12 protein-coding genes and 1 pseudogene are annotated in these 18,073 nt (G+C 72.5%); 10 read left to right on the forward strand and 3 right to left on the reverse strand.

Annotated features, from left to right (window positions below):
* Window positions 1–276: 276 nt before the first annotated feature.
* The 3 genes and pseudogenes from I5Q34_RS03265 to dusB all read left to right on the forward strand — a co-directional run bounded on the left by I5Q34_RS03265 (window position 277) and on the right by dusB (window position 3,395).
* Window positions 277–1,499, forward strand: a pseudogene (locus I5Q34_RS03265) (RNA-guided endonuclease InsQ/TnpB family protein).
* A gap of 96 nt (window positions 1,500–1,595) precedes the next feature.
* Window positions 1,596–2,027 carry a hypothetical protein gene (locus I5Q34_RS03270; RefSeq protein WP_277965492.1) on the forward strand — a complete coding sequence of 144 codons (432 nt, stop codon included), beginning with the start codon at window positions 1,596–1,598 and terminating at the stop codon, window positions 2,025–2,027.
* Between the two features lie 234 nt (window positions 2,028–2,261).
* The gene (dusB, locus tag I5Q34_RS03275; protein WP_199890524.1) at window positions 2,262–3,395 is read left to right on the forward strand and encodes a tRNA dihydrouridine synthase DusB; all 1,134 of its coding nucleotides are present in this window, start codon (window positions 2,262–2,264) and stop codon (window positions 3,393–3,395) included.
* A gap of 84 nt (window positions 3,396–3,479) precedes the next feature.
* Here dusB and I5Q34_RS03280 read toward each other — a convergent pair whose 3' ends face one another.
* Complete coding sequence (locus tag I5Q34_RS03280) at window positions 3,480–3,827, reverse strand: zinc ribbon domain-containing protein YjdM (RefSeq protein ID WP_199890525.1); 348 nt, start codon at window positions 3,825–3,827, stop codon at window positions 3,480–3,482.
* A gap of 397 nt (window positions 3,828–4,224) precedes the next feature.
* Between I5Q34_RS03280 and ppdK the strand changes: the two genes are divergently transcribed.
* From ppdK to I5Q34_RS03295, 3 genes are all read left to right on the forward strand, one after another.
* A complete protein-coding gene (ppdK, locus tag I5Q34_RS03285; RefSeq protein WP_199890526.1) occupies window positions 4,225–6,942 on the forward strand; it encodes a pyruvate, phosphate dikinase in 2,718 nt (905 codons plus the stop codon).
* Between the two features lie 531 nt (window positions 6,943–7,473).
* A complete protein-coding gene (locus I5Q34_RS03290; protein WP_199890527.1) occupies window positions 7,474–8,481 on the forward strand; it encodes a helix-turn-helix transcriptional regulator in 1,008 nt (335 codons plus the stop codon).
* Between the two features lie 125 nt (window positions 8,482–8,606).
* A complete protein-coding gene (locus I5Q34_RS03295) occupies window positions 8,607–9,923 on the forward strand; it encodes a hypothetical protein (RefSeq protein WP_199890528.1) in 1,317 nt (438 codons plus the stop codon).
* An 11-nt stretch (window positions 9,924–9,934) separates the two neighbouring features.
* Here the strand turns inward: I5Q34_RS03295 and I5Q34_RS03300 are convergent, their stop codons facing one another.
* Complete coding sequence (locus tag I5Q34_RS03300; RefSeq protein ID WP_199890529.1) at window positions 9,935–11,812, reverse strand: APC family permease; 1,878 nt, start codon at window positions 11,810–11,812, stop codon at window positions 9,935–9,937.
* A gap of 245 nt (window positions 11,813–12,057) precedes the next feature.
* Here I5Q34_RS03300 and I5Q34_RS03305 point away from each other — a divergent pair, with 245 nt between their 5' ends.
* Window positions 12,058–12,627: a hypothetical protein gene (locus I5Q34_RS03305; protein WP_234428257.1), complete on the forward strand. Its 570-nt coding sequence runs from the start codon at window positions 12,058–12,060 to the stop codon at window positions 12,625–12,627.
* Window positions 12,628–12,774: 147 nt separating this feature from the next.
* Here I5Q34_RS03305 and I5Q34_RS03310 read toward each other — a convergent pair whose 3' ends face one another.
* Entirely contained in the window at window positions 12,775–13,707 is a 933-nt protein-coding gene (locus tag I5Q34_RS03310) for an oxidoreductase (protein WP_199890530.1), read from the reverse strand.
* A gap of 301 nt (window positions 13,708–14,008) precedes the next feature.
* Here I5Q34_RS03310 and I5Q34_RS03315 point away from each other — a divergent pair, with 301 nt between their 5' ends.
* The 3 genes from I5Q34_RS03315 to I5Q34_RS03325 all read left to right on the forward strand — a co-directional run bounded on the left by I5Q34_RS03315 (window position 14,009) and on the right by I5Q34_RS03325 (window position 18,039).
* Window positions 14,009–14,935 carry a serine protease gene (locus I5Q34_RS03315; protein WP_277965319.1) on the forward strand — a complete coding sequence of 309 codons (927 nt, stop codon included), beginning with the start codon at window positions 14,009–14,011 and terminating at the stop codon, window positions 14,933–14,935.
* A gap of 327 nt (window positions 14,936–15,262) precedes the next feature.
* Window positions 15,263–16,591, forward strand: coding sequence for a deoxyguanosinetriphosphate triphosphohydrolase (locus I5Q34_RS03320; protein ID WP_199890531.1), 1,329 nt, complete (start codon window positions 15,263–15,265; stop codon window positions 16,589–16,591).
* Window positions 16,592–16,776: 185 nt separating this feature from the next.
* Entirely contained in the window at window positions 16,777–18,039 is a 1,263-nt protein-coding gene (locus I5Q34_RS03325; protein ID WP_199890532.1) for an NAD(P)/FAD-dependent oxidoreductase, read from the forward strand.
* Window positions 18,040–18,073: the final 34 nt, after the last annotated feature.

Genomic DNA, 18,073 nt, shown 5'->3' on the forward strand with positions numbered 1-18,073 from the left:
GACAGTTCGCTTCTGGCGGAGTCGGACGGTGCCCAGGCCGGTTGGTTCCGCTGTTCGATGTGCTGTGCTCGCCGTTGAACTAGACCAGCTCGCACTCGAAGTCCGCGCACGCAGATCGCATGATCTCCTCCATCCGCGCCAGATGAGCATCACCCGAATGTTTTGCGCCGGAACCTGGTCACGAAGCCCAAGTGAATATGCGATACGAAAGTGCAGTGCCGGTCAGTTCTGATCTCCTGCATCTCGCCCATGACCCACATGCATAACGTGGCCGTCGTGCAGCTTCGGTACAGCTTTCGCCTGTACCCGGACACCGCCCAATGCGCCGCGTTGGCCAAGGCGTTCGGGTGCGCCCGCGTGGTGTTCAACGACGCGGTACGCACGCGTGAGGACGCGCGGAAGGCGGGTGAGGCCTTCCCGGCGGCCGGAGCGCTGTCGAAGAAGTTGATCACCGAGGCGAAGCGGAGCGAGGACCGGGCATGGCTGGGTGAGGTCTCCTCGGTCGTCCTCCAGCAGTCGCTGCGGGATGCCGAGGCCGCGTACAAGAACTTCTTCGCCTCCCTCAAGGGCGACCGCAAGGGTCCCAGGCTCGGCCCGCCCCGCTTCAAGTCCCGCAAGGACAACCGGCAGTCGATCCGGTTCACCGCCAACGCCCGCTGGAAGATCACCCCCAGCGGTCGGCTGAGCCTTCCGAAGATCGGCGAGGTGAAGGTGAAATGGTCCCGCACCCTGCCCGCCGCTCCCTCTTCCGTCACCGTGATCAAGGATGCGGCCGGCCGGTACCACGCCTCCTTCGTCATCGACACCGACCCCACCGCCGACGCGACGCGCATGCCCGACACCGATCAGACGGTCGGCCTCGACCTGGGACTGACCCATTTCGCCGTCCTGTCCACCGGCGAGAAGATCACCTCCCCGCGTTTCCTGCGCCGTGCGGAGAAGAAGCTGAAGAAGGCCCAGCGAGAACTGTCCCGTAAACAGAAGGGATCGAAGAACAAGGAGAAGTCCCGCCTGAAGGTCGCCCGCGCTCATGCGGAGGTGGCCGATGCCCGCCGCGAATTCCACCATCAGCTGTCCACCCGCCTGATCCGCGAGAACCAAGCGATCGGGGTGGAGAGCCTGGCGGTGGGCGGACTCGCCCGCACCCAGCTGGGAAAGAGCGTGCACGACGCGGGCTGGGCGCAGTTCCTGAACATGCTGGAGTACAAGGCGGCCCGATACGGGCGCACCCTGATCAAGATCGGCCGCTTCGAGCCGACCTCCCGGACCTGCTCCGCCTGTGGTGCCAACGACGGCCCCAAACCCCTCCACATCAGGCAGTGGACCTGCACTGCTGCGGCGCGGTCCACGACCGTGACCACAACGCCGCGAAGAACATCAAGACGGCCGCCGGACTGGCGGCAACAGCCTGTCGAGCGCCGATAAGACCAGGACTCGTCCCGGCACAGCGCGACGAAGCAGGAAGCCACGGATCCTCCTCCGAAACCTGCGCCGCGTAGCGGCACAGCAACGGATGAGAAGGCCAGAATCCCCGGGCCTCAGCCCGAGGAGCAAGTCAAGACATCCTTGCCTGGAACGCCGCCTACCAGGAGCTGATCTGCGACCTCGGCGCCCTGCCGCCGGAGGACCGCAACTGCCTGTGGATCCACTTCACCGGCCGGGTCCGCTACGGCGACCCCCGCGACTGGGCGGACGCCAAGCGGTCCATGGCCGCCAAGTTCCGCGCCGCCATGGCCGAGCACCTCGCGGAGCCCGCCTGGAAGTGCCTGCTCAGGCGGCTGCAGGAGGCATCGCCCGAGTTCCGGGAGCAGTGGGCGCGGCACGAGGTCGTCCCGCCCGCCGCCGCCAACCGGCCGCGCACCTTCCACCACCCCCGGCTCGGCGCGCTGCGGCTGACGTTCAACAACCTCTGGACCGGCCCCCACCCCGGCACCCGGCTGCTCACCTTCACCCCGCTCGACGCCGAGACCCACGAGCGGCTCGGACGGCTCGGACGGCTGCGGACCCCGGAGCCCGCTGGGCCGTGACGCCCGCCGGACGGTGACGCGGGTCACCGCCCGCCCCGCCGCGGAGAGACCGCGACGGGACCACGGGCCGTCCCCCGGCGAACGCGGCCGCCGGGAGTGACGCGGGCCGCGGCACCCGTACGGCCGGATGAGGGACAATGGACGGTCGTCCCCGCAAGGAACCCGCAGGCCGCGCGAGAACCCGCGGACCGCTCGAACCGCACGACCGAACCGCACGACCGAGGAAGCCTCTCCATGACGCAGCTCCAGATCGGCCCGCACACGGTGCAGCCGCCGGTGGTCCTGGCCCCGATGGCCGGGATCACGAACGCGCCCTTCCGCACCTTGTGCCGTGAGTTCTCCGGGGGCAAGGGACTGTTCGTCAGCGAGATGATCACCACCCGGGCGCTGGTCGAGCGGGACGCCAAGACCATGCGGCTGATCCACTTCGACGGCACCGAGAAGCCGCGCTCGATCCAGCTCTACGGCGTGGACCCGCACTACGTCGGCCGCGCCGTCCGCATGATCGTGGACGAGGACCTCGCCGACCACATCGACCTCAACTTCGGCTGCCCCGTCCCCAAGGTCACCCGCAAGGGCGGCGGTTCGGCCCTGCCGTACAAGCGCAACCTGCTGCGCTCCATCCTGCGCGAGGCCGTCGGCAACGCCGGTGCGCTGCCCGTGACGATGAAGATGCGCAAGGGCATCGACGACGACCACATCACCTACCTCGACGCCGGCCGGATCGCCGTCGAGGAGGGCGTCACCGCGATCGCCCTGCACGGCCGCACCGCCGCCCAGCACTACGGCGGCACCGCCGACTGGGAGTCCATCGCCCGGCTCAAGGAGACCGTCCCGGAGATCCCGGTGCTCGGGAACGGCGACATCTGGTCGGCCGAGGACGCCGTGCGGATGATGCGCGAGACCGGCTGCGACGGCGTCGTGGTGGGCCGCGGCTGCCTGGGCCGGCCCTGGCTGTTCGGCGACCTGGTCGCCGCCTTCGACGAGGACGGGCCGCGCCCGGCCGCGGCCCCCGCGCTGCGCGAGGTGGCGAAGGTGATGCTGCGCCACGCACAGCTGCTCGGCGAGTGGCTGGAGAGCGAGGAGCGCGGCGTCATCGACTTCCGCAAGCACGTCGCCTGGTACACCAAGGGCTTCTCGATCGGCTCGGAGCTGCGCAAGAAGCTGGCGGTCACCTCGTCGCTGGCCGAGCTGGAGGAACTGCTGAACGGGCTGGACCTGGACCAGCCCTGGCCGCTGGGCGCGGACGGCCCGCGCGGCCGCACCTCGGGCCGCAACCGGGTGGTCCTGCCGGACGGCTGGCTGGACGACCCCTACGACTGCGCGGTCGTCGGCGCCGAGGCGGAGCTCGACACGTCGGGCGGCTGACGGAGGAATTGCGGCTGACGGAGGAATTGAGGAAGGGCCCGCCGGAACCGGCGGGCCCTTCCTCAATCCTCAATTCCCTGTGGATCAGACCTTCTTGACGACGCTCGACTTGAGCTGCATGTTGCCGAAACCCTCGACCTTGCAGTCGATGTCGTGGCCGTCCACGCCGTCCACCAGGCGGATGTTGCGCACCTTGGTGCCGGCCTTGATGCCGGTCGGGCTGCCCTTGACCTTCAGGGACTTGACCACCGTGACGGTGTCGCCGTCGGCGAGGACGTTGCCGACCGAGTCCTTGATCACCTTCGCTTCTTCGGCGGCGCCGTCGGACGCGGGGGACCACTCGTGTCCGCACTCGGGGCAGACCAGCAGGGCGCCCATTTCGTAGGTGTACGCGCCGGAGCAGGCGGGGCAGGGAGGCAGGTTTTCGTTCACCCGAAAAGTGTACTTTGCGTGACCGGCCGTTCGCGTGATTCTCGCCACCTCTGATAGGTGACGCGCTCAGATGAGCGGTTCAAGTGGAGGTGCACCTTCCAAAGGGTGGCACTGGGTGCCACCTCGGGGGCGTTCGAAAGGTGACGTCGGAGGGCTGGATTCCTCGACACCCTGTGATGGGTCGGGTGTTTTGAGTGATATTGCGTTCAAGATGTAAACGGATCTTTCTTAAACCTCGGCGCGGCAGTCAACTTTCGATCTGTTGGCGGACGGGCGGTCGCGGCCCCATGTCGATGGAGCAGACCTCCTCAGAAGCCTTCGATCTGGGTACGCTCCCCGCCGTCAGGGCAGCCCTCCCCACCGTCGTCCGGGAGGCCCAGCGAAGGAGTCGAGTCCCGTGCCGGTATCCGAAGATCGCCAGAAGTTCGTCTACGACTTCACCGAGGGCAACAAGGACCTCAAGGACTTGCTCGGCGGAAAGGGTGCCAACCTCGCCGAGATGACCAACCTGGGTCTCCCCGTCCCTCCCGGCTTCACCATCACCACCGAGGCGTGCAAGGTCTACCTGGCCGGCGGCCAGGAGCCCCCGGCACTGCGTGACGAGGTCACCGCGCACCTCGACGCGCTGGAGGCCGGGATGGGCAAGAAGCTCGGCCAGGCCGACGACCCGCTGCTGGTCTCGGTCCGCTCGGGCGCCAAGTTCTCCATGCCGGGCATGATGGACACCGTCCTCAACATCGGCCTCTCGGACGACTCCGTGACCGGGCTGGCCGAACAGGCCGGCGACGAGCGGTTCGCGTGGGACTCCTACCGCCGCCTCATCCAGATGTTCGGCAAGACCGTGCTCGGCGTCGACGGCGACCTCTTCGAGGAGGCGCTGGAGGAGGCCAAGCGGGCCAAGGGCGTCACCACCGACGTCGAGCTCGACGCCGCCGACCTGCGCACGCTGGTCGGGGAGTTCAAGGACATCGTCGCCAAGGAGACCGGCCGGGACTTCCCGCAGGACCCCCGCGAGCAGATGGACCTGGCCATAAGGGCGGTCTTCGACTCGTGGAACGGCGAGCGCGCCAAGCTCTACCGCCGCCAGGAGCGCATCCCCGGCGACCTCGGCACGGCCGTCAACATCTGCTCCATGGTCTTCGGCAACCTCGGCCCCGACTCGGGCACCGGCGTCGCCTTCACCCGCGACCCCGCCAGCGGCCACCAGGGCGTCTACGGCGACTACCTGCAGAACGCGCAGGGCGAGGACGTCGTCGCGGGCATCCGCAACACCATGCAGCTCGCCGAGCTGGAGCAGCTCGACAAGGCGTCCTACGACCAGCTGATGCAGATCATGGAGACGCTGGAGACGCACTACCGCGACCTGTGCGACATCGAATTCACCATCGAGCGCGGCAAGTTGTGGATGCTCCAGACCCGCGTCGGCAAGCGCACCGCCGGTGCCGCGTTCCGCATCGCCACGCAGCTGGTGGACCAGGGGCTGATCACGGAGGCCGAGGCGCTCGAGCGCGTCACCGGCAATCAGCTGGCGCAGCTGATGTTCCCCAAGTTCGACGAGAAGGCGAAGACGGAGTTCCTGGGCCGGGGCATCGCCGCCTCGCCGGGCGCGGCCGTGGGCAAGGCGGTCTTCGACTCGTACACCGCCGTCAAGTGGTCGCGTTCGGGCGAGAAGGTCATCCTGATCCGCCGCGAGACCAACCCCGACGACCTCAACGGCATGATCGCCGCCGAGGGCATCCTGACCTCGCGCGGCGGCAAGACCTCGCACGCGGCCGTCGTCGCCCGCGGCATGGGCAAGACCTGCGTCTGCGGCGCCGAGGAGCTCGAAGTCGACACCAAGCGGCGGCGGTTGACCGCGCCGGGCGGCGTGGTGATCGAGGAGGGCGACGTCGTCTCCATCGACGGCTCCTCCGGCAAGGTCTACCGCGGCGAGGTCCCCGTCGTGCCGTCCCCGGTCGTCGAGTACTTCGAGGGCCGGATGCACGCGGGCGCCGACGACGCGGACGGGCTCGTCCAGGCCGTGCACCGGATGATGGCCTACGCGGACCGCATGCGCCGGCTGCGGGTGCGGGCCAACGCCGACAACGCCGAGGACGCCTCGCGCGCCCGCCGGTTCGGCGCCCAGGGCATCGGCCTGTGCCGCACCGAGCACATGTTCCTCGGCGAGCGGCGCGAGCTGGTCGAGCGGCTGATCCTGGCGGACACCGAGGAGGAGCGCCAGGCGGCGCTCAGCACCCTCATGCCGCTCCAGAAGGCCGATTTCGTCGAGCTCTTCGAGGCCATGGACGGCCTCCCGGTCACCGTCCGGCTGCTCGACCCGCCGCTGCACGAGTTCCTGCCCGACATCACCGACCTCTCGGTCCGCGTCGCGCTGGCCGAGGCCCGCCATGAGCCGCACGAGAACGACCTGCGCCTGCTCCAGGCCGTGCACAAGCTGCACGAGCAGAACCCGATGCTGGGTCTGCGCGGCGTCCGCCTCGGGCTCGTCATCCCCGGTCTGTTCGCCATGCAGGTCCGGGCGATCGCCGAGGCCGCGGCCGAGCGGCGCAACGCCAAGGGCGACCCGCGCGCGGAGATCATGATCCCGCTGGTCGGCACGGTCCAGGAGCTGGAGATCGTCCGTGAGGAGGCCGAGCGGGTCATCGCCGAGGTCGAGACCGCCACGGGCACGGACCTCAGGCTGACGCTCGGCACGATGATCGAGCTGCCGCGCGCCGCGCTGACCGCCGGTCAGATCGCCGAGGCCGCCGAGTTCTTCTCCTTCGGCACCAACGACCTCACCCAGACCGTGTGGGGCTTCTCCCGGGACGACGTGGAGGCCAGCTTCTTCACCGCGTACCTGGAGAAGGGGATCTTCGGTGTCAGCCCCTTCGAGACGATCGACCGGGACGGCGTCGGCTCGCTGGTGCGCGCGGCCGCCGAGGCCGGCCGGGCCACCCGCCCCGACCTCAAGCTCGGCGTCTGCGGCGAGCACGGCGGCGACCCGGACTCGGTGCACTTCTTCCACGAGGTGGGCCTGGACTACGTCTCCTGCTCCCCGTTCCGCATCCCGGTGGCGCGGCTGGAGGCGGGACGCGCCGCCGCGCTGGGCAAGGGGAGCAGCGACACCCGCTGACCCCGCACCGGCTCCCGGCCGACGGCAGCAGGCACCCCGCCCGGGTTCCCGGCGCGGGGTGCGGCCGTCGGCCGGGCGGGGTGGCCTCCGTGCACAGACCCTCTCCATGACCCCTCGGGGTCATGGGTCACGGGGGCACCCCTCGCCCTGCGGAACGCCCGCCCGCGAAGCGTCGCACGGGAAACCCGCGCGTAATGTTCCGGGCACCCCGGGGACACCCCGGTCCGGCTCGCCGCATGGCGGAGGGGCGGCGCCCGTGCGGGAGCGCCGCCCCTCTTTACTCCCCCACCGGGAGTTGTTGCCGCCCGCATCGGCTCGGGCGGCAACTCGCATACTCAGCGGCCGCTTTTTCGCTCGCCACCCCCCACGGGAACGAGCCGGGGCGGCCCCGAGTGCGTGAATAGGATTTCGCATCGGGGGCGTTGTCCGCGAGCCGTTTCAACTGTGGCCAAAAGGCCGTGGTAACAGCACGTATCGGTGTGCATACTCAGTGGGCGGGGGGTGACGGCGGATGTCTCATGTGGGGGTTTGGTGCTGCGTGTCCATTTCACGGGACTCGATCTGGCCCGGTTGCGCCTGGCCGGAGACCCGGACGTGCTCTGGGAAACCGTATTGAGTCTGCACCGGCTGCGGGACAAACAAGGCGAGTCGATCTACGGCGATTGGCGCACCGAAACCCGCGCTCGGTTGAATAGTGAAACTCGGCTCCTGGCGCCCCTGGTTCCTCCGCGGGGCTATTTCCCCGACTTCCTGACACCTCCTGAAGGCGCCCTCGGACTCGAGTCGGGAGTGCAGGCGCTGCGTGCCACCCCGGCCGAGCGGGTGCACGAGGAGCTCGGCCGGCTGTCCACGGTACGGACGCTGCCCGCTTGGATACGATCGCTGGCCGAGGGGGACGCGCGGGCGTTCGGCAAGCTGATCAGCGCCCTGCACGCGTACCACGAGGCGGCCGTCGCGCCCTACTGGACCCACATCCAGGCGCAGATCGAGGCCGACCGGGCCGTGCGGGGGCGCGCCCTGCTCGACGGCGGCGCGGACGCGCTGCTGTCCTCCCTGCCGCCGACGATGCGGTGGCGGGCGCCGGTCCTGGAGGCGGACTATCCGGTGGACCGGGACCTGTACCTCAACGGCCGCGGCCTGCTCCTGGTCCCGTCCTTCTTCTGCCGGGGCAATCCGGTGGCCCTGCAGAACCCGGACTTGGCCCCGGTCCTGGTCTACCCCGCCCGGCACGCGTCCGAGTCCGCCCCGGCCGTGCAGGCGGCACCGCGTTCCCTGGGCAAGCTCGTCGGCCACACGCGGTCCGCGGTCCTCGGCTCGATAGGCGGCGGCTGCACGACGAGCGAACTCGCGCGGAGGGTGGGGGTGTCGGCGGCGTCGGCGAGCCAGCACGCGGGGGTGCTGCGGGAGGCGGGGCTGGTGCTGACGCTGCGGCACGGGAGTGCGGTGCTGCATACGTTGACGCCGTTGGGGGCGGCGTTGTTGCGGGGTGGGCATGAGGTGCCGGTGCCGCGGCGGAGGTCGACGGCGGCGCCGATGTAGGGGTGGTTCTTGTCGTGGGGGCTGTGCCCTTCCGGGGCTCGCGCCCGGGGTGGCTGGGCCCTGTCGGGCCCGGCTGGGCGCCGTGGTGGGGAGGGTCCGGGGCACACCCGTATAACCTGGGCCCCATGCCTGGCCCGGACGTGACCGCCGCCGACCTCACCGTCCACAACGCCCACTTACCACAACTCCCCCTCACCCCCGACCAGATCAAGACAATCCCCACCACCCCCGGCCCCCCACGCCTCCGCCGCCTGGCCGAGCTGATCGCCGGCGAAACCGCCCCCGGCGACACCCGCGACGCCCTGATCCACGGCCTCCTCGCCGCGGAACTGCCCGCCGCCACCGCCGCGTTGTGGCGCGAACCCCGCCGCCCCGCCCAGGCCGCCCTGCTCGCCGAGCTCGGCGTGATCATCGCGCCGTACGGCACCGACGGCCTCGCCGCCCTCGACCGGCTGCGCTGCCACCTCCTCGCGCACCGGCACCTCGACGAACTGCTCACCCTCGTACGGTGCGAGCTCGACGGGCGGACCGAGCCCGAGGTCCTCGTCGAGGACGGGCGCGCCTACGCGCAGTACCCCTACTTCCGGGACTCCACCCTCCGCGTCCCCGACGCCTGTTACGACGTCACCGACGAACTCGCCGTGCACCACCGCCTCACCTCCCTCCGGCTCGACGGCATCGGTCTCGCCCTGGCCGGGGAGGCCCGGGTGCACCGAATACCCGACGGCGGCGGCACCGCGGAGCTGGTCCTGCGCGGGCATGCGACCGGGACCGAACTCCGTTTTCCGGCGCAGGGGGAGGGCGACGGCCGCTTCACCGGCCACGTGCCCCTCGCCGACGTCCCCGAGGGTGTGTGGGACGTCCACCTGGCCGTCACGGCCCGGGGCATCGGGAAGGAGACCCGGCTCGGCGCCCCGGACGCCACCGTCTCCGTCGTCGCGTCCGACGGGACCGTCGCCACGCTCGCCGCCCCGGCCGACGGCCTCACCCTGGACGTCGGCGAGCTCCGCCACCCCGTCCAGGACCGGCTGCGCGTGGACGGCGCCGCCTGGGATCCGCAGGCGGGCCCCGCCACCCTCGCCGTCACCGGCCGCTGCGCGCTCGCGGACCGTCCCGCCGGCTCCCTGGCGCTGCGGGCCGCCTCGGCGGACGGGCAGGTCGTGGACGTCCCCGTCGAGACGGGCCCCGACGGCTCGTTCCGTACGCCGTTCCCCTGCACCGCCGCGGGCGAGTGGCGCCTCGGCCTGCGGCTGGCGGCCGGGGGACGGGAATGGGCCGTCCCGGTGCCGGAGCAGCCGGGGCTGGAGGTCGCGCGGTGGCAGCGGCTGGGGCTGCCGTGGTACGCGAAACCCCTGCCGGACCGGGGTGCGCTGAGCGTCCGGACCGGCAGGGTCGAGGTGATCAAGGGCGTACGGGGGCGGCTGCGCCGCCACACGCCCTGACGCCGCAGGGACTAGGCGGGCTTGGCGTCGATCCGGAACCGCAGCCGGCAGATGACCGCGTCCGTGTCCCGCCGCACCGCGTGCGCGACCACCGCCCCGCGCTGGTTCTGCAGCAGCCGCTGCCAGACGTGGGCGGGCTCGACCTCGGGGATCAGGACGGTGACCCGGTTGTCGGGGTGCCGGTCGGCCAGCTCGCGGACGTACTCGACGATGGGCCGGCCCAGCGCCCGTGTGGGCGCGGGGAGTTCGACCAGGTCGACGCCCGGCTTCCACAGTTCCCAGTCGCGCCGCAGCGACTCCGCGACGCGGCGTCCCTCGGCGTCCGGCTGGGCGACGGTCACCGCGACGACCTCGTCGCCGAGCGAGACGGCCGCGGTCAGGGCCTTGCTGGTGAGGCGGGAGAGGGAGGAGACGGGGACGACGACCACGGAGTGGCAGCGGCGCGGCGCCTCGGGCACCCGGCCCAGCTCCAGGCGCTCGCCGATCCGCCCGTACGCGCGGTGGACGGCCTCGAAGACCAGCACCATCAGGGGGAGCGCGACCACGATCAGCCAGGCGCCCTCCTCGAACTTGGTGGCCGTGACGACGACGGCCGAGACCCCGGTGAGCAGCGCGCCGAAGCCGTTGAGCAGGGCCTTGCCCCGCCAGCCGGCGGACCGCTCCTGCCGCCAGTGCCGGACCATGCCGACCTGGCAGATGGTGAAGCCGACGAAGACGCCGATGGCGAAGAGCGGCACCAGCGTGTTGACGTCGCCGCCGGAGAAGAGGAGCAGCAGCGCGGAGACGGCGGCCAGCGCGAGCACGCCGTGCCGGTGGACCTGGCGGTCGGCCTTGAGCCCGAAGACGTGCGGCAGGTAGTTGTCGCGGGCGAGCAGGCCCATCAGGACGGGCAGGCCGCCGAAGGAGGTGTTCGCGGCGAGCGCGAGCAGGACCACGGTCGCGAACTGCACGACGTAGAACGCCCAGTTGTGGCCCAGCGAGGCGTCCGCGAGCTGGGCGAGGACGGTGACGCCCTCGACCGGCTGGAGGTGGAAGCGGCCGATCAGGACGGACAGGCCGATCAGCATCACGCCGAGGAGCGCGCCGAGCGCGACCTCCGTGCGCTGGGCGCGGCGGGCGCGCGGGGCGCGGAAGGAGGGGACGGCGTTGGCCACGGCCTCGACGCCGGTGAGGGCGGAGCATCCGGCGGCGAACGCCTTGAGCAGCAACAGGGCGCCGACGGTGGTCGCGCCCTCGCCCAGCGCGGACGCGTGCCCGGCGGCGGCCGCGGTGCTGGCGGGCGTGTCCCGGAAGAGACCGACGGCGATGACGGCCAGGATCGAGCCGACGAAGACCGCCGTCGGCACCATGAACGCCTTGGCCGATTCGGCGATGCCGCGCAGGTTGACCCCGGTGACCAGGACCAGGACGGCCAGGCAGATCCACAGCCGGTCGGCGTAGAGGGAGGGGAAGGCGGAGGTCAGGGCGGCGACGCCGGCGGTGACCGAGACCGCCACGTTCAGCACGTAGTCCAGGACGAGGGACGCGGCGGTGACCAGGCTGGTGCGCCGGCCGAGGTGGCGCTTGGCGACGGCGTACGAGCCGCCGCCGTCCGGGAAGGCCGAGATGACCTGCCGGTAGGAGAGGACGAGCACCGCGAGCAGGGCGGCGATGGCGAGCGTCACCGGGAGGGTGAAGCCCAGGCCGTGCGCCCCGGCCGCGGCCAGGACCAGGACGACCGCCTCGGGGCCGTAGGCCACGGACGCCATCGCGTCGAGCGACAGGGCGGCCAGGCCCTGGGTGGCGGTGAGCCGGTGCCGGTCCTCTCCGGCGGGCTTCCCGGCCGCGGTATCGGGCGGTTCCTCGCCCGTCCCGCCGGGGCGTTCGTCCGTATGGGCCAGCATGGACATTTTCGGTCGTACCTCCGTGACTCCGCGCCTTCGTGACGTGGGACGCTCAGCGTGCTTCCGCGGTGACCGGGCCGCGCCCTTCGTTGGCGCTCTCTTGGCGCTTTCTGATGCTTTCTTCGCGCTTTCTTAGCGCCGGGCCGCCGCGTCAAGAGGGCGTCAGCGGGGCGTAAGGGTCGTACCACTTTGCGTCAGCGTGCCGTCAAGACCCGGCGGGGCGTTGAACGGGCGGTTCTAGCGTCACGGACATGGGACGGCGATTGATGGTGCGGGCGCGTGCGCGCACGCGCGTGACGGCCGCGAACCGGCCGCAGCGCGGGGTGCTCGCCTGGGACCGCGGCTGGCGCCGCGAGGCCCGGGCGGCGTGGTGCTGGGGCGTCGCGCTCGGCGGTGTGCTGGCCGTCGCCGATCTGGCGCGCGGCAGCCTCGACTGGCCGCGCGCCGGCTGCTGGACGGCGCTGGCCGCCGTGCTCGTGGCGGTGCTGCGGCCCGCCCGGGTCACGGCGGGCGACGGCTGGCTCGCGGCCCGCGGCCTGCTGCGCGAACGGCGCGTCCGCACGGACCTGTTGACGCTGGTGCGGCGGGCGGACGGGGTGGCGCCCCGGCTCGTCCTGCGCGACGTCGGCGGCGGCCGCGTCGAACTGGACCCGCGGGTGCTGCGGTCGAACCCGCTGCTGTGGCACGAACTCGACGCGGGGGCACGGCGGGCACGGGAGCGCGGCCTGCTCCGGGAGGGGGCGGCGGTGCTGGAGGCGGTGGGGGAGGGGGTGGACGGGCAGACGGTACGGGCGATCCTGCGGGCGTCGGGTCTGGGGTGAGGGTGCCATTTCGGCCCGTCCGGGGGTTGCCCCCTCCGGGGAGTTCGAGGACGAACGCGGCGCAGCCGCGTTGCCGCGGGCCGAGGGGCGCAGCCCCGGAAGAAACGGTGAAAGTGGGGGTACCCCCTCTGGGGGCCGGGGGCGAGCTCATACCCCCCGCGGCCACCCGTACACGACCCCCGTCAGCCGCTCCGACATCGCCCACAATCCCGCACTCGCCCGGTCGTCCCGCGTCCACCGCGCCCGTACCGACCGGACCGGCGCCCCGCGCCACAGCATCACCCGCGGTCCGAAGAAGTCGTCCTGCCGGACGTCCGGCGCCGTCGCCGCCCGCAGGGTCGGCAGCGCCCCGTCGTCCGCGCTCTGCGCGACCAGCCGGTTCGCGGCGCGGACCAGTCGTTCCGCCCATGGACGGTCCTCCATCCGCACCCCCGCGGTCTGCAGGTTCGTCGCCGCGTACCCGGGATGCGCGGCCGCCGCGACCAGCGGCGAGCCGTCCGCCGCCAGCCGCCGCGCCAGCTCGTGGACGAAGAGCAGGTTGGCGCTCTTGGAGCGGCCGTAGGCGATCCAGCGCCGGTAGCCGCCGTCCATCTGCACGTCGCGCGGATCGACCGTGCCCAGGAAGTGCATCCCGCTGGAGACGGTGACGACCCGCGCCCCGTACCCGGCCGCCCGCAGCCGCGGCAGCAGGAGCCCGGTCAGCGCGAAGTGCCCGAGGTGGTTGGTGCCGAACTGCATCTCGAAGCCGTCGACCGTGCGCCGCCGCGGCAGCGCCATCACACCGGCGTTGTTGACGAGGAGGTCCAGCCGCTCCTCCGGCAGCTCCTCCGCGAAGGCCCGTACGGACGCCAGGTCGGCCAGGTCCAGCCGGGCGAGGCGGACGTCGGCGCCGGGCACGTCCTGTCTCAGCAGCTCCTCGGCGGCCCGGCCGCGCGTCTCGTCCCGGCAGGCCAGCACCACGCGGGCGCCGCGCCGGGCGAGTTCCCGGGCCGTGACGAAGCCGATGCCGCTGTTCGCGCCGGTCACCACCGCCGTACGGCCGTGCTGGCCGGGCATGTCGTCGAGGGTCCAGCCGTTCACCTGTGCGCTCCGTCCGTGATGCGGTCGCGGTCCTGCGGTCACGTGTGATCAGCCCCGTGATCCCAGCGTAGGCGACTCCCCGAACAGGTCCACGAGCGGGCTCCATCCGTGTGGATCCGTGTGGTCGAGGCGGCTGACCTGCGACGTCTCCGGGCGTCAAAGGTGGTGAACGGTTGACGATCATTCGTACGCTGGTCATATGCCGGATCGTCTGTCTTCGGACGGTACGGAAAACGGTCCGGCCGGGCGCCGGGTCCGGGCCGTGCGGTTAGCCTGTCAACGACCTTCCTGAGTGGTGGGGGTGCCTGTGCGTTTCTCCCGGTGGAGCCGGGCCCGATGGGGCCGGGCGGCGCTGGCCGGGCTGTACGTCGTCGTGCTGGCGGCCGCCGTTCCCCGGGCCGGGGGCCACGGGAAGGACCGCAGCTGGACCAGCGAACAGGCCCAGCGCTTCTGGGGCCCCGCGCGCACCGCGGACGAGGCCCGCGACGACGACGCGGACGCCGACTCCCGCAGCGCGGCGCAGCGCATCACCGGCAGCGCGCGGCACTTCGGCGGGGTGCCCTCCGTGGGCGTCCTCTTCTACACCGGCGAGGACATGAAGAGCCACCACTGCACGGCGAGCGTGGTGCACAGTCCCAAGGGCAACCTCCTGGTCACCGCCGGGCACTGCTCGGTCGGCGAGGACGCGGCGTTCGTGCCGGACTATCAGCAGGGCGCGAAGGAACAGCCGTACGGGGTCTGGACGGTGGACCGCGTCTTCACCGACCCCAGACGCACCGACACCGGCGAGGGCTCGGACCTCGACTTCGCGTTCGCGACCGTCAGACCCGACGCCAAGGGGCGCCAGATCGAGCAGGTCACCGGCGCCAACCGGCTGGTCCGCACCCCGGGCTACGTCAACCGCGTGACCGTCATCGGCTACCCGAGCGCCGATGACGACCCGGCCGACGAGGCGATCCGCTGCACGGCGATGACCGGCCGTCTGGAGAACCACAACCAGCTGAAGATGCGCTGCGACGGCTTCTTCTCGGGCACCTCCGGCAGCCCGTGGCTGACCCACTTCGACGAGCGGACCCGCACCGGTGACCTGGTCGGCGTCCTGGGCGGACTCAACGGCGGCGGCCCGGACGGGGACAGATCGGCGCAGCTGTCGTACAGCCCCGTCAACGACGACGAGATCTTCAAGCTCTATCTGGACGCCATAAACAATCGCGAACCCAAGCGCTGATCAGTAATCCGCCCTTTCACCGTTTCTGCGGCAGCGCGCTGCGCGCGCATTTCAGCCTGTCTGGGGGTTGCCCCCTCCGGGGAGTTCGAGGACGAGCGGCGGAGCCGCGATACGGGGTCCGGGGCGGAGCCCCGAAGCGGGTCCAGGGGGCGGAGCCCCCGGTGGGGGCGCAGGGGGCGGAGCCCCCGCACCACCGCGCGGAGCGCGGTGCCGGGCCGAGGGGCGGAGCCCCGGGAGAAACGGTGAAAAGGCGGGACCGGGGCAAACCCCCCACGAACGGGCCGTACGGCCCATGCCCGTGTCCGACCCGGCAGCTACCGTCGAGGCATGAACGAGAAGCCCGTCACCGCCGGTTACGCCGAGCCGGACCTGGAGCGCTGGGCGCCCGAGCCCGACAAGCGCCCCGGCCGCACCGCATTCCAGCGCGACCGGGCCCGCGTCCTGCACTCCGCCGCCCTGCGCCGCCTCGCGGGCAAGACGCAGGTCGTCGCCCCGGGCGGCGGCAACGGCAACGGCGGCGGCGCCTGGGACGCCACCCCCCGCACCCGGCTGACGCACTCGCTGGAGTGCGCCCAGGTCGGCCGCGAGCTCGGCGCCGCGCTCGGCTGCGACCCCGACCTGGTGGAGACGGCCTGCCTCGCGCACGACCTGGGCCACCCGCCCTTCGGGCACAACGGTGAGCAGGCGCTCGACGAAGTGGCGGGCCCCTGCGGCGGGTTCGAGGGCAACGCCCAGTCCCTGCGGCTGCTCACCCGCCTGGAGCCCAAGCGCTTCGTCCCGCACCCGGAGACCGGCGAGCCGGCCAGCGTCGGCCTCAACCTCACCCGCGCCGCGCTCGACGCCGCCACCAAGTACCCCTGGCCGCGCGGCGGCCGCCCCGCCGACCCCGCGTCCCGCAAGTTCGGCGTCTACCCGGACGACCTGCCCGTCTTCGCCTGGCTCCGGCAGGGCGCCCCGGAGCACCGCAGGAGCTTCGAGGCCCAGGTGATGGACTGGTCCGACGACGTGGCCTACTCGGTGCACGACGTCGAGGACGGCCTGCACGCCGGCCACCTCGACCCCGGCCTGCTGCACGCCGGGCCCGAGCGCCGCGAGATCTTCGCCGTCGCCGCCGGCCGGCACGCCCCGGGCGCGGCGGAGGCGGAGCTCGCCGAGGCGCTCGACCGGCTGCTCGGCCAGGAGTGGTGGCCGCACGCCTTCGACGGATCGGCCGTCGCCCAGGCCCGGCTCAAGGACGCCACCAGCCAGCTCATCGGCCGCTTCTGCCTGGCGGCGGAGAACGCGACCCGCGACGCGTACGGCCCCGGGCCCCTCGGCCGGTACGGCGCCGAGCTCGTCGTCCCCCGGGAGACCCGGCTGGAGTGCGCCGTGCTCAAGGCCGTCGCCGACCGCTACGTCATCCAGCGCGAGGACCAGGAGAAGCTCCGCGCCGAGCAGCGCGTGGTCATCGCCGAGCTCGCGGACCGCCTCGTGGCCCGCGCCCCCGACGGCCTCGACCCCCAGTTCCGTGCCCTGTTCACCGAGGCCGCCGACGACGCGGGCCGGCTGCGGGCCGTGATCGACCAGATCGCCGCCCTCACCGACGCCTCCGCGCGCTCCCTGCACGCCCGGCTCACCGCCTCTCCGCCGGGGCGCGCGGACCGCGGGGCACCCTGAGGGGGCATCCGCGCGGGCAGTCCCTCTTCCGGCGGCCCGCCGGGTGCGGCACGCTCGCACTGGCCGTTGTCCGGCGCCCGGCCGGGGACGGTGACCACACCGAGGACGCACGACCGACACCGGGGACGCACACGTAGGCGCGGGCGCCCGTCAGGGCCCGCCGCGCGACAGCGAGGAGGCAGCAAGTGGTGGATGCGAACCAGACGTTCGTCATCGTCGGAGGCGGGCTCGCCGGCGCGAAGGCCGCCGAGACGCTCCGCGCGGAGGGGTTCACCGGCCGGGTGATCCTCGTCTGCGACGAACGCGACCACCCCTACGAGCGTCCACCGCTCTCCAAGGGGTACCTGATCGGCAAGGACGAGCGCGACAGCGTCTTCGTGCACGAGCCCGCCTGGTACGCCCGGTCCGACATCGAGCTGCACCTCGGCCAGCCCGCCGTCCACCTCGACCGCGAAGCGCGCACCGTGCGCCTGGGCGACGGCACCCTCGTCCACTACGACCGGCTGCTGCTGGCCACCGGCGCCGAGCCGCGCCGCCTGGACATCCCCGGCACCGGCCTGGCCGGCGTCCACCACCTGCGCCGCCTCGCGCACGCCGAGCGGCTGCGCGGCGTCCTGGCCTCCCTCGGCCGCGACAACGGCCACCTCGTCATCGCCGGCGCCGGCTGGATCGGCCTCGAAGTGGCCGCCGCCGCCCGCGGCTACGGCGCCGAGGTGACCGTCGTCGAGTCCGAGCCCACGCCGCTGCACGCCGCCCTCGGCCCCGAGCTCGGCCAGCTCTTCACCGACCTGCACAGCGAGCACGGCGTCCGCTTCCACTTCGGCGCCCGGCTCACCGAGATCACCGGCCAGGACGGCATGGTGCTGGCCGTGCGTACCGACGACGGCGAGGAGCACCCCGCCCACGCCGTCCTCGCCGCCATCGGCGCCGCCCCGCGCACCGCGCTCGCCGAGGCCGCCGGCCTGGCCCTGGTCGACCGCGAGGACGGCGGGGGCATCGCCGTCGACGCCTCGCTGCGCACTTCCGACCCCGACATCTACGCGGCCGGTGACGTCGCGGCCGCCGAGCACCCCTGGATGGGCGTCCGCCTGCGGGTCGAGCACTGGGCCAACGCCCTCCACGAGGGCCCGGCCGCCGCCCGCGCCATGCTGGGCCGGGAGGTCGCCTACGACCGCGTCCCCTACTTCTACTCCGACCAGTACGACCTGGGCATGGAGTACTCGGGCTACGCCCCGCCCGGCTCGTACGACCAGGTGGTGTGCCGGGGCGACGTCGGCAAGCGCGAGTTCGTCGCCTTCTGGCTCAAAGAGGGCAGGGTGCTGGCCGGGATGAACGTGAACGTGTGGGACGTCACCAAGACCGTCCAGAAGCTCATCCGTTCCGGTGCCACGCCCGGTGCCGAGGCGCTGGCCGACCCGGGGGTCCCGCTGGAGTCGCTGCTCCCGTGAGCCCGCGGGGCCGGCGTGTCCGCGGCCGCCAGTA

The sequence above is a fragment of the Streptomyces sp. AV19 genome (assembly GCF_015999245.1).
Classification (GTDB): domain Bacteria; phylum Actinomycetota; class Actinomycetes; order Streptomycetales; family Streptomycetaceae; genus Streptomyces.